The 11,805-nt window shown below is 74.2% G+C and carries 8 protein-coding genes; all 8 read left to right on the plus strand.

The window, feature by feature from the left end; genetic code table 11:
* The first annotated feature begins 12 nt into the window (after positions 1 to 12).
* The 8 genes from OIK44_RS11865 to OIK44_RS11900 are packed head-to-tail and all read left to right on the plus strand — an operon-like array spanning position 13 to position 11,802.
* On the plus strand, positions 13 to 2,226 hold the full coding sequence (locus tag OIK44_RS11865) for a cellulose synthase (RefSeq protein WP_273670964.1): 2,214 nt from the start codon (positions 13 to 15) through the stop codon (positions 2,224 to 2,226).
* Positions 2,226 to 4,340: a glycosyl transferase family protein gene (locus OIK44_RS11870; protein WP_273671248.1), complete on the plus strand. Its 2,115-nt coding sequence runs from the start codon at positions 2,226 to 2,228 to the stop codon at positions 4,338 to 4,340. The genes OIK44_RS11865 and OIK44_RS11870 overlap by 1 nt, the downstream gene beginning before the upstream one ends.
* Complete coding sequence (locus OIK44_RS11875; RefSeq protein ID WP_273670965.1) at positions 4,337 to 6,880, plus strand: NfrA family protein; 2,544 nt, start codon at positions 4,337 to 4,339, stop codon at positions 6,878 to 6,880. The genes OIK44_RS11870 and OIK44_RS11875 overlap by 4 nt, the downstream gene beginning before the upstream one ends.
* A 15-nt stretch (positions 6,881 to 6,895) precedes the next feature.
* Positions 6,896 to 7,567, plus strand: a complete 672-nt coding sequence (locus tag OIK44_RS11880; RefSeq protein ID WP_273670966.1) for an alginate O-acetyltransferase AlgF — start codon at positions 6,896 to 6,898, stop codon at positions 7,565 to 7,567.
* Positions 7,564 to 8,535 carry an alginate O-acetyltransferase AlgX-related protein gene (locus tag OIK44_RS11885; protein ID WP_273670967.1) on the plus strand — a complete coding sequence of 324 codons (972 nt, stop codon included), beginning with the start codon at positions 7,564 to 7,566 and terminating at the stop codon, positions 8,533 to 8,535. The genes OIK44_RS11880 and OIK44_RS11885 overlap by 4 nt, the downstream gene beginning before the upstream one ends.
* Positions 8,532 to 9,686 carry an alginate O-acetyltransferase AlgX-related protein gene (locus OIK44_RS11890; RefSeq protein WP_273670968.1) on the plus strand — a complete coding sequence of 385 codons (1,155 nt, stop codon included), beginning with the start codon at positions 8,532 to 8,534 and terminating at the stop codon, positions 9,684 to 9,686. Before OIK44_RS11885 ends, OIK44_RS11890 begins: the two co-directional genes overlap by 4 nt.
* On the plus strand, positions 9,683 to 11,554 hold the full coding sequence (locus OIK44_RS11895; protein ID WP_273670969.1) for an HAD-IIIC family phosphatase: 1,872 nt from the start codon (positions 9,683 to 9,685) through the stop codon (positions 11,552 to 11,554). The genes OIK44_RS11890 and OIK44_RS11895 overlap by 4 nt, the downstream gene beginning before the upstream one ends.
* Positions 11,551 to 11,802 carry an acyl carrier protein gene (locus tag OIK44_RS11900; protein ID WP_273670970.1) on the plus strand — a complete coding sequence of 84 codons (252 nt, stop codon included), beginning with the start codon at positions 11,551 to 11,553 and terminating at the stop codon, positions 11,800 to 11,802. Before OIK44_RS11895 ends, OIK44_RS11900 begins: the two co-directional genes overlap by 4 nt.
* Positions 11,803 to 11,805: the final 3 nt, after the last annotated feature.

The following is an 11,805-nucleotide window of genomic DNA, read 5'->3' on the forward strand; positions in this document are numbered from 1 at the left end:
AGGAAACGCGCCATGCATCCGCCCTCCTCCGCCGCGGCCACGCGCGCCGGCCGTTTGCGCCGCTGGCGCGCCCTGCTGGCCGCCGCCGCGCTGGCGCCGGCCGGCACGGCCCTGTGCGCCACCACGGCCGCCGACGCCGTCGCCGGCCTCGACGCCGACAGCGCCGTGCTGCGCACGGTGACGCTGGCGCAACTGGGCGTGAGCGCGCCCATCGTGTTGAAGGCGCGCGACAGCCGCCGCGAGCTGTACCTGCCGGTGCCGGCCGGCCTGGCCCTCAGCGACGCCAGCATCCGCTTCCACGCCAATTATGTGCTGACGGAGCCGGCCGCCACCCGCCTCGTGCTCGCGCTCGACGACAACGCCGTGTCGGCGCGCGCGCTGACGCAGGCGCGCGGCGACGCCGGCGCCGAGCTGGGCGTGGACGGCGCGCCCCGTCCGGGCGGCGTCGTGCGGCTCGGCGTGCAGTGGTCGTCCGTCGCGCCGGCGGCCCGCTGCGCCGAGCTGAACGCGGCCGGCAACGCGCTGCACATCGACCCGGCCACGCAGCTGAGCTACCGCTACGACAGCGCGGCGATCCGCGACCTGGCCACGGCCTGGGGCGCGCTGCCGGCGGCGCCGCGGATCCTGACGGCAGGCAAGACCCTGGCCGCGCCCAGCTACGACAGCGCCTGGCGCATCGGCGTCGCGCTGGCGCGCTCGGGGCGGCGCCCGGCCGTGCTGGCGCTGCCGCAGCCGGGCGAGCAGATCGACCTGGACGCCACCGTCGTGCCGCCCGGCCTGCGCGCCATCCCGGCCTTCGGCGCGCTGGCCGGCGGCGGCCGCCACACGCTGCAGGACGCCGCCGAAATCGGCGCGCTGCTGGCGCTGGGCGCCGCCGGCCCGCTGCAAGCCGACGTCGTCGTCGCCGACGCGGCGCTGCGCGCGCGCATGCTGGCCGCGCTGGACGCGCTGCGCGCCGAGCTGGCCGGCGTGCCGGGCGGCGCCGCCGCCTTGCGCCAGTGGCAGGAGCGCGGCGCCGCCGCGCTGCGCCCGGCCGAGGCCCACGAGGTGCGCCTGGCGCGCTTCGCCGGCCGGCCGCTGATCGTGCTCGGCGCCGCCGCCGGGGCGCGCGCCGCCGGCCTGTTCGACGACGCCTGGCGCGCCGCCGCGCTGCCGCAGCGGCCCGGCGGCGCCGGCGCGCGCGCCGCCGACAACGGCGCGGCCGTCCTGGCGCTGCCGGTGGCCCAGTTGGGCGGCTATGTCGGCAGCTTCGACGTCGCCGGCCGCGCCGAGTGGCAGATCGGCTTCGACCTGGCCGGCTTCGCGCACGGGCGCTCGGCGACGCGGGCCGTGCTCGACGTGGCGGCGGCGCCGCTGGCGAACCGCCAGACGCTGACGGCGGCCGTGCTGCTCAACGACATCCTGCTGGGCTCGCAGCGCATCAGCGCCGACGGCAAGGCCCAGCACATCGCCGTCGCCATTCCCCACTACGCGCAACTGCCGAAGAACACGCTGCGGGTGGTGTTCCAGCGGCCCGACGCCGACAGCGACTGCGCCGACGCGGCGCGCGGCGCGCCGCTCAGCGTGCTGCCGACCAGCCATATCCTGTTCCGCCGCAAGGAGCCGGCCGACGACTTCACCGGCATGATGACGCGCTTTTCCGCCCATGCCAGCCTGATCCTGCCGCGCCGCTACCTGGGCGACGCGACGGCCAGCCTGACGCGCGTCATCTACGTCGCCGAGGTGGTCGGCATCGCGCCGGCCGAGGCGACCATGCTCGTCAGCGACGAGGGCCCGGCCAGCCCCGACGGCCCCTTCCTCGCCTTCGACCTGGCGCCTGCCGGCGCCCACGGGCCGGACGGCGCCGGCCTGCTGCGGACCGCCTACGGCCAGCGCGGCCGCGCCGACGCCGCCGCCGAACGCGTCGGCGTGCTCGAAGTGACGCGCATCGGCGGCCAGCCCGGCGTGCTGTACCGCAGCATCAGCGCGCGCGCGCCGCAATTTAGCAAGCCCTTCGCGCTGACCCACGGCGACCTGGCGCTGCTGGACCAGAACGGCGTCGTCGCCGAACTGGACGTCGACGGCGCCGCCAGCGCCCGCCTGATCGCCGAAGGCTTGCCGGCCTGGTGGCGCGGCGCCGTCTGGTGGCTGGTCCCCTGCGCGCTGGTGACGCTGTTCATCGGCCTGCTGGTGCTGGCCAGCCACGTGCGCCGCCGCCACGCCCGCGCCACCGGAGCCGCATCGTGATGCCCGGCTTGAACTGGCCCTTCCTCGCCGCCGACTACTTCGCGCTGACCGAGCGGGTCGCCGTCGTCGTCGCCGTGCTGATCCTGCTCTCCAGCGTCGACGACCTGCTGATCGACCTGTGGTACTGGAGCCGGCGGCTGTACCGGCGCGGCACGGCGGCGCGGCGGCCGGCGCCGCTGACGCCGCAGCAGCTAAGCGAGCGCGCCGAGCAGCCCATCGCCATCATGGTGCCGGCCTGGCTCGAATACGACGTCATCGCCAAGATGATCGAGAACATGGTCAACGTGCTCGACTACCGCCACTACCTGGTCTTCGTCGGCACCTACGCCAACGACGCCGCCACCATCGCCGAGGTCGAGCGCATGCGCCGGCGCTACCGGCAATTGCGCCGGGTCGAGGTGCCGCACGACGGCCCCACCTGCAAGGCCGACTGCCTGAACTGGGTGGTGCAGGCGATCTTCCTGCACGAGCAGCAAAACGACATGCAGTTCGCCGGCGTCGTGCTGCACGACAGCGAGGACGTGCTGCACCCGCTGGAGCTGCGCCTGTTTAACTACCTGCTGCCGCGCAAGGACATGATCCAGCTGCCGGTGGCCTCGCTGCCGCGCCACTGGTACGAGCTGGTGGCCGGCACTTACATGGACGAATTCGCCGAATGCCACAGCAAGGACATGGTGGTGCGCGAAAGCGCGGCCGGCATGGTGCCCTCGGCCGGCGTCGGCACCTGCTTCTCGCGCCGCGCGCTGCTGGCGCTGGCCGCCGACACCGGCAACCAGCCCTTCAACACGGGCAGCCTGACGGAGGACTACGACATCGGCGCGCGCCTGGCGCGCATGGGGCTGCGCTCGATCTTCGTCTCCTTCCCCGTACCCTGCCAGGTGCGGCGCAGGCGCTGGTTCGGCCTGGGTAGCCCGCGCGAAGTGACCCTGCAACTGCCGCTGTCGGTGCAGGAATTCTTCCCCGACACCTTCCGCGCGGCCTACCGCCAGCGCGCCCGCTGGTCGCTGGGCATCGGCCTGCAGGGCTGGGAACAGATCGAATGGAAGGGTTCCTTCGCCTGCCGCTACCTGCTGCTGCACGACCGCAAATGCATCGTCACCACCCTCATCGGCGTGTTTTCCTATGTGCTGGCGCTGCAATTTCTGGCTTTCTACGTGGCGCGGCTGAACGGCTACTGGACCGTCTACTATCCGCTGCTGTACGCCGACAACGGCTGGCTGCTCTACCTGCTGTGGATCAACCTGGCCGCCTTCGGGCTGCGCCTGGCCCAGCGCGCCTATTTCGTCACCAAGCTGTACGGCTGGGAGCACGGCCTGCTGTCGGTGCCGCGCGTGGTGGTGGGAAATTTCGTCAACTTCATGGCCTCGATGCGGGCCTGGAAACTGTTCCTCTCCTACCTGTTCCTGGGCAAGCGCCTGGCCTGGGACAAGACCATGCACGACTTCCCCAGCGGCGCGCAATTGCTGCAGCAGCGCGCCCGCCTCGGCGAGCTGCTGCGCGCCTGGCAAAGCATTTCCGAGGACGAGTTGCAGCGCGCGCTGGACGAGCAAAGCCGCAACCGCCAGCCGCTCGGCCACATCCTCGTCGCCGGCGGCGGCTTCGACGAGGAAACGCTGGCCGAGGCGCTGGCCTGCCAGACGGACCTGCCGCGCGGCCAGGCCGGCGCGGCCCTCGTGCGCGCCCACGCGGCGCGCCTGCCGGCCGCGCTGTGCGCGCGCCACCGCGTGCTGTGCGTCGGCGCCGACGCCGCCGGCGCGCCGCTGGTGGCGGCCGGCGCCGCGCCGCCCGACGCCGCCGTGGCCGAGCTGCGCGACGCCTTCGGCCGCGCGCCGGCCCTGTGCATCGTGCGCGACAGCGAAATCGCCGCCGGCCTGCGCCTGCTGCGCGGCCACGAACGCGGCGGCGCCGGCGGCGCCGCGCCGCTGGGCGACTACCTGATAGAAAAAGGCTTGCTGCAGCGGGAAGTCGCCGCGGCGCTGCTGCACCCCTACCGCGCCGAGCAGCACGGCCGCATCGGCGACTACCTGGTCGGCTGCGGCGCCATTTTGCGCAGCGCGCTCGAACAGGCCGCGCATGAGCGGCGCGCCCAGGGACCGTCGGCGGGGGCGCCATGAAGGCGCGCCGCGCCCTCCCCGCCCTGGCGCTGCTGGCCGCGGCGGCCGCCGGCGCCCAGGACCGGGCGCTGGAACTGCCGCTGAGCGGTCCCGCCCACCGGCTCGCCCAGCAAGCCTACCGCGCCTACGACGGCGGCCAGTACGCCACGGCCGTGGCGCAGGCGCGCGAGGCGCTGCGCCTGCGCCCGGACGTGGCCAGCCTGCACACGCTGCTGGCCAACGCGCTGGCGGCGCAACGCGAGGCGCACAGGGCCGCCGGCGCCCGCCCCGGCGCCAAGGGCGGCGCCGCGCCGGCCGCAGTCGCGGCCGCGCCGCGCAATCCAGCCTTCCAGGCGGCCGACCTCGCTTACAAAGCCTATAACAACGGCGACTTCGACGCGGCGGCGGCCAGCGCGCGCAGCGCCGTCGCGCTGGCGCCGGCCAGCAGCGCCTACCGCCTGCTGCTGGTGAACACCCTGATGGCCGGCGCCCACTTCGAGCAGGCCGCCGCCGCCCTCGACGCGGCGCTGGCCGCCGTGCCCGACCCGGAAGGGGAGTTGGCGGCGCGGCGCGAACCGATCCGCCTGCGCCTGGCCGAGCAGCCGGTGGCCGACACCTACCGGGCGATGGAACGCCAGGACCTGACCGCGGCCGCGCTGGCGGCGCGCAAGGCGGTGGCGCTGGCGCCCGAGCTGGTGGCCTACCGCCTGCTGCTGTTGCAGGTGCTGGCCCGCGCCGAATTGTGGGACGAGGCGCAACTGGCGGCCAGCGCCGCGCTGGCGCTGGACGACAACGACAGCGCGCTGCTGGCCATGCGCGGCTATCTGCACCAGCGCGCCGGCCGCGGCGCCGAGGCGCAGGCCGACTTCGAGCGGGCGCTGAAGCAGCCGGGCTTGAACAGCGGCGCCGCGCGCAGCATCGCCTTGATTGGCGCCGACGCCGCCCTCGCCGCCGGCCAGCCGCAGCGCGCCATCGCCCTGCTGGCGCCCTACGGCGGCAAGGAGGGCGAAGCGGCGCAAAGCCGGCTGCTGGCGGCGCGCGCCGCGCTGGCGCGGCCCGACGCCGCCGCGCCAGGCCCGCTGGCCAGCATGCCGGTGCCGGAACTCGACTGCCGCACCACGCCGTACGGCCAGGTCTGCACGCTGCTGCCGGGCGGCCCGCCGCGCGACCCCGGCTACGCCTTCGCCAGCGACGCCTACATCGCCATCGCCGCGCGCCAGTACGCCGCCGCGCTGGGCCAGGCGCGCCAGGCCGTCGCCGCCTCGCCGGGACGGCGCGACTACCAGCTGGTGCTGCTGGCGGCGCTGCAGGCCGAGCGCCAGGACAGCGAGGCGGAGGCGCTGGCGGGCACGCTGCTGGGCGGCGACGACGCCGACGCGGCACTGCTGATGCAGCGCGGCCAATTGCGCAAACGCCTGGGCCGGCACGACGCCGCGCGCGCCGACTTCCAGGCCGCCGCGCGGCTGCGCACGCTGGGGCCGGCCGCCGAAATCGCCCTGCTGGTGGAGCTGGGGCAGCCGGCGCAAGCGTCGGCGCGGCTGGCCGAGGCGCTCGACAAGAACCAGCTGGCTGGCCACAGCGACGTCGAGATCGCCTACCTGGCCGCCGGCGCCGGCGACGGCGCCGGCGCGCTGCGGCACTTCGAGCGCGCCGACGCGCAAGCCCTGCTGCCCGCCGGCGCGCTGCAGGACGCCGCCTACGCGGCCATCCGCGCCGGCCGCAACGACGCCGCCATCGCCTATTTCATGCGCAGCGGCGACGCCGCCCGCGACGGCAAGCTGGAGCTGGACGCGGCGCAGCGCTTCGCCGTGCGCCGCGCCGTCGCCGAACTGTCGCGCAACTGGGGCGTGTTCGCCGCGCTCAGCTACCGCGGCGCCACCGCGCTGCGCGGCATCGCCGCCGGCGCCGCCGACACCAGCAACGACGGCGTGCAGGCCGGCGCGGAAGCCTACTGGCGGCCGTTCGGCTCGCACAACGGCCGACAGTTCGAACTGTTCGCGCGCGCCTACGCGACGCTGCGCAGCAGCGCCGGCGAGCGCAGCGGCGGCGCCACGCTACAGGGCTCGGCCGGCGCCCGCGTCAAGCCCTTCGGCGAAAGCAACCTGTTCTTTTCGCTGTCGCGCCTGATCCCGCTGGGCGCCGCCACCCGCGCCGACTGGCTGGCGCAGGCCAGTTACTTCTACGGCGCCGGCGGCGACCTGCGCGCCGACGCGTCCAGCTGGCGCACCACCCAGGTGTCGGTCGAGCTGGGCCACTACGTCGCCCAGCCGCAAAACTATGCCGCACTGTCGGCCCAGTTCGGCCGCACCTACCGTTTTTCCGCCGGCCTGCCGCACACCGTGCTGTACCCGCACCTGGTGCTGGCCTTCGACCACAACTCGGCCTACGACAGGCGCAACGCGGCCGGCATCGGCCCCGGCCTGACGCTGCGCCACTGGTTCCGCGCCGACGCCTACACGGCGCCGCGCTCCTACATCGACATCACCTTGCAGTACCGCGCCCGGCTCAGCGGCGACGCGCGCGGAAAAGGCGTTTTCCTGACAGCCGCCATGTCGTACTAAGCGAAGGGAGCCGCGATGACCATCTTGAAAACCCTGCTCTGCGCCGCGGCCTGCGGCCACGCCGCGCTGGCCGGCGCGCAGCAAACGGAGCTGGCGCGCCTGTACGCGGCGCAGCCGCCGGCCGGCGCCGCCTTCGTGCGCGCCGTCAACGCCACCGGCCAGCCGCTGCGCGTCGCCCTCGGCGCCGGCGCGGCCGAACAGGAACTGGCGCCGCGGGGACGCATCGCCAGCGCCTACCGGGTGGTCGACGCCGCCCGTCCGCTGGCGCTGACGGTCAACGGCGCGGCGGCCGGCGCGCCGCTAACGCTGGCGCCCGACACCTTCGCCAGCGTCGTCGTCCGCGCCGCCGGCACGGGGCACACGCTGCAAACCATCGCCGACACGGCCGGCAACCGCGACGGCCTGCGCGCCGAGCTGCGCTTCTACAACCTGGCGCCGGCCTGCGTGGCGCGGCTGGCACTGGCGGACGGCGCGGCCGTGTTCGAGCAGGTCGCCGAAGGCCAGAGCCGGCAACGCGCCATCAACCCGGTCGCCGCCACCGTCGTCGGCCAATGCGGCGACGGCGCCGGCCAGCGCCTGACGCTGCCGGCGCTGAAGGCCGCCGACCACTACAGCATTTTCCTGCTCGGCGGCGCCGTGCTGGCGGGCCAACTGGCGCAAACCGAGCCATATCAAGGAGCACGATGATGTCGCACACGCTCATTTCCCGCTGCGGCGCGGCCGCACTGTTGCTGGCCCTGGCCGCGCCGCAGTCGGCGCGCGCCGACGCCAGCGTCATCGTCGGCAAGGACGGCTGGCTGTTTCCAGCCTGGGAAAACCTGTCCAAGTCCGACCAGCCGGCGCTGCGCCAAAGCGTCGAGCTGATACGCGGCGTCCACGAGCGCCTGGGCGGCCAGCGCATCGGCCTGCTGGTGCTGGTAGCGCCGATGAAGGCCGGCATGTACCCGGAGCGCCTGCCGCCCGGCATGGCGCTGGGCGCCGACGTGCGCGCGCGCTACCCGCACATCCAGGCGCTGCTGAGCCAGGCCGGCATCGCCAGCGTCGACGACCTGGCCGTGCTGAAGGGCGTCGAACAGGGAAGCCAAACGGCCTTCTACCGCGCCGACTACCACTGGACGGCGTGGAGCTCGGAGGCCAGCGCGGCGGCCGCCGGCGAACTGATCGCCCGGCAGTGGCCGCTGCAGGGCAAGCCGGGCACGGCCAGCGAGCTGGGCGAATGGACCAGCGAGCGCCGCTTCGGCGACCTGGCGGCCAACTTCATGAGCGCCGAACAGCGCAAGGCCATCGGCCGCGACGTCTTCGTCGTGCGCGCGCCGGCGGCCACGCGCGCCGGCCTGCTCGACGCCGCGCCGGCGCAGGTGCACGTGGTCGGCAACAGCTTCGTGCAGCCGTATTTCGGCTTCCCGCAAAAGCTCTCGAACGTCATCGACCGTCCCGTCTCCGTGACCTGGAACGTCGGCAACGTCGGGCCCTGGCAAACCATGCTGGAGTACCTGGAGTCGCCGCAGTTCGCCGAGCACAAGCCGCAGGTGATCGTCTGGCAGCTCAACGAGGGGCAGTTGCAGTTCGGCCCGAACGCGCTCGGGCGCTGGGACGCGAAGTCGCTGATGCCGCCCGAGGTCTGGCGCGCCCGCGTCGCCAAGGCGCTGCCATGAGCACGCCAAGCGCACAGGCGCTGCGGCGCCAGCACCGGCGCTGCGCCGCCGTCCTGATCGCGCTGTCGGCCGCCGGCCTGCTGTACGAAGCCGGCGTGCTGGCGCGCACGCCGGCGGCGACGCGGGCGGCCTGGCTGGACGGCTCGGCCGGGCGCGCGCTGAACCGGGCGCTGACGCTGCCCTACCGCGACAACCTGAACACGGCCGCCGCCGCGCTGCGCTACCGCTTCGCCGGCGACCTCGGCGCGCAGGTGCAGGAAGGCTGCCCGGGCTGGCTATTCTACAGCGACGGCCTGCGCGCGCGGGCGGGCGCCCGGGCCGCGTTCCGCCGCCGCCTCGAACTGATGCACGCGGTGGTGCAGTCGCTGCGTGCCGGCGGCGTCGACGTGCTGGTGCTGACGGTGCCCGACAAGGCGCGCGTCGAGCGCTACGCGCTGTGCGGCCTGGACCAGGGCGACGACATGCAGCAGCGCTGGTGGCGCTGGCAGGCCGGCCTGGCCGCCGAGGGGGCCGGCGTGGCCGACGTGGAAGCAGCGCTGGCGGCCGTCAGCCCGGCCTTCTTCCGCACCGACGTGCATTGGAACCGGCACGGCGCGGCCGCCGCCGCCGCGCTGGTGGCCGCCGCAGCCCGTCCGCTGCTGCGCGGCGGCCCGGCGCAGCAATTCAGCCGCCAGACCGGCAGCGCCACCCAGGAGCGGATGGGCGACCTGTTGGTGCTGGCCGGGCTGGCCCAGGCGCCGCCGCATTGGCGCCCGCCGGCCGACCGCGAGGTGCCGGAAACCATCGCCGCGCTGGGCAGCGGCGGCCTGCTCGACGAGCCGGCGCCGCCCGAGGTCATGGTGCTGGGCAGCTCCTACTCGCGCCGCAGCAACTTCGCCGAGGCGCTCGGCATGGCGCTCGGGCGCGCCGTCTGGAACCGCAGCGTCGACGGCGGCCAGTTCGCCGGCGCGCTGCACACGGCCCTGCGCGAGCGCGCGCGCTGGCCCGCCAGCGTTCGCCTGGTGGTATGGGAATTGCCGGAACTGGCCCTGTCGCTGCCGCTGAGCGAGGCGGAACAAAGCCTGCTGCGCGACGGCGGCCCGAGAAGCGACAGCGTGAACGCCACGCCGCATTCCCCGTCCGGCGCCGCGCTGGCGGCGAGCGCGCCATGACGGCGCTGCACTGGTTGCCGCCGGCGCCGCCGGACTGGCTGGAGCAAGTGCGGGCCGTTGCCGCCAACCCGGCCGCATCGCTGTCGGACTGGCGCGCGCTGGCGCAACTGCGGCTGGACTTCGTGCAAACGGCCCGGCTCGACAAACTGCTGGCGCGCAGCGGTGCCGGGGCGCCGCTGCGCCTGGCCGTGCTCAGCTCGTCGAGCGCCGAGCACCTGCTGCCCGGACTGCGCGTGGGCGCGCTGCGCCACGGCATGCGGCTAGCCATCCACCTGCCCGCCTATGGCCAATATCTGCAGCAACTGCTGGAACCGGACAGCCCGCTGCGCAAGGTCGACGCCATGCTGTTCGCCTTCGACAGCGCGCACCTGATCGGCACCGACACCGACGGCCTGTCCGACGCGGCGGCCGAGGCGCTACTGGCCGAGGCCGTCAGGCGCCTGCGCCAAACGTGGCGGCTGGCGCGCGCCTGCGCGCCCTGCCAGTTGATCCAGCAAACGCTGCTGCAGGTGAGTCCCGCCGCGCTGGGCAGCAACGAGCAGCGCTGGGCGGCCTCGCCGAAGCGCCTGACCGAACGCATCAACCAGGCGCTGCGCGCGGCGGCCGACGCCGACGGCGTCGACCTGCTGGCGCTGGACGACCAGTGCGCGCTGCACGGCCTGGCCGCCTGGCACGACCCGAAACTGTGGCACCGCGCCAAACAGCAGGTGTCGCCGCAGGCGGCGCCGCTGTACGGCGAACTGGTGGCGCGCCTGCTGGCGGCGCGCCGCGGCGGCAGCGCGAAATGCCTGGTGCTCGACCTCGACAACACGCTGTGGGGCGGCGTCGTCGGCGACGACGGCGTGGCCGGCATCGCGCTCGGCCAGGGCGACGCCGTCGGCGAAGCCCACCTGGCCTTCCAGCGCTACGCGCGCGGCCTGGCGCGGCGCGGCGTGATCCTCGCCGTGTGCTCGAAAAACGCCGAGGAAAACGCGCTGGCGCCCTTCCTGCACCACCCCGAGATGGCGCTGGGGCGCGCCGACATCGCCTGCTTCGTGGCGAACTGGGACGACAAGGCCAGCAATCTGCGGCGCATCGCCGCCGAACTGAACATCGGCCTCGACGCCCTCGTCTTCGCCGACGACAACGCCTTCGAGCGCAACCAGGTGCGGTGCGCGCTGCCGATGGTGGCCGTGCCGGAGCTGCCCGACGACCCGGCGCTGTACGCGGCCTGCATCGCCGAAGCCGGCTATTTCGAATCGCTGGGCCTGACCGGCGAGGACAGCGCCCGCGGCGGCCAGTACCAGGAAAATCTGCAGCGCCAGGCGGCGCGCGCGGCACACGCCGACCTCGACGGCTACCTGGAGAGCATCGGCATGACGCTGGAATGGGCGCGCGTCGACGAGCTGAACCTGGCGCGCGTGGTCCAGCTGATCAACAAAACCAACCAGTTCAATCTGTGCACGCGGCGCTACCAGGCCGACGAAGTGCGGGCGCTGATGGCCGCCCCGGACGCGCTGCTGCTGCAACTACGCCTGCGCGACCGCTTCGGCGACAACGGCATCATCGCCGTCGTCATCGGGCTGCCCGGCGCCGGCGCCGCCGAGCTGCGCCTCGACACCTGGTTGATGAGCTGCCGCGTGCTCGGCCGCAAAGTCGAGATGGCGACGCTGAACATCGTCGCCGCCGAAGCGGCGCGGCGCGGCGTCCGGCGCCTGCTGGGCCACTACCGGCCCAGCGAGAAAAACGCCCTCGTCAGCGAGCATTACCGCAAGCTCGGCTTCGCGCTGCGCGCCACGGCGCCCGACGGCGGCAGCGAATGGCTGCTGGAGCTGGACGGCTACGCGCCCCGCGCCGCGCCGATGACCATCAAGGAGATCCCGCCATGACCACCCTGCCCGTGCTCGACACATTGACCGAACTGTTTCGCGACGTCTTCGACGACGACGCCATCGTGCTGACGGCGGCGACGACGGCCGACGACGTTCCCGCCTGGGACTCGCTCAACCACATCAGCCTGCTGGTGGCGGCCGAGATGCGCTTCGGCGTCAAGTTCCGCACCGCCGAAATGGAAAACCTGAAGAATGTCGGCGAACTGGCCGCGCTGATCGCGCGCCTGCTGGCGCAGAAAACCTGAACC

Origin of the sequence: Janthinobacterium fluminis (genome assembly GCF_028595325.1) — a bacterium.
Classification (GTDB): domain Bacteria; phylum Pseudomonadota; class Gammaproteobacteria; order Burkholderiales; family Burkholderiaceae_D; genus Janthinobacterium; species Janthinobacterium fluminis.

Excerpts from the sequence above, each read along its gene's own strand:
- OIK44_RS11865 (WP_273670964.1), top strand. The coding sequence starts at position 13 with ATGCATCCGCCCTCCTCCGCCGCGGCCACGCGCGCCGGCCGTTTGCGC.
- OIK44_RS11870 (WP_273671248.1), top strand. The coding sequence starts at position 2,226 with ATGCCCGGCTTGAACTGGCCCTTCCTCGCCGCCGACTACTTCGCGCTG.
- OIK44_RS11875 (WP_273670965.1), top strand. The coding sequence starts at position 4,337 with ATGAAGGCGCGCCGCGCCCTCCCCGCCCTGGCGCTGCTGGCCGCGGCG.
- OIK44_RS11880 (WP_273670966.1), top strand. The coding sequence starts at position 6,896 with ATGACCATCTTGAAAACCCTGCTCTGCGCCGCGGCCTGCGGCCACGCC.
- OIK44_RS11885 (WP_273670967.1), top strand. The coding sequence starts at position 7,564 with ATGATGTCGCACACGCTCATTTCCCGCTGCGGCGCGGCCGCACTGTTG.
- OIK44_RS11890 (WP_273670968.1), top strand. The coding sequence starts at position 8,532 with ATGAGCACGCCAAGCGCACAGGCGCTGCGGCGCCAGCACCGGCGCTGC.
- OIK44_RS11895 (WP_273670969.1), top strand. The coding sequence starts at position 9,683 with ATGACGGCGCTGCACTGGTTGCCGCCGGCGCCGCCGGACTGGCTGGAG.
- OIK44_RS11900 (WP_273670970.1), top strand. The coding sequence starts at position 11,551 with ATGACCACCCTGCCCGTGCTCGACACATTGACCGAACTGTTTCGCGAC.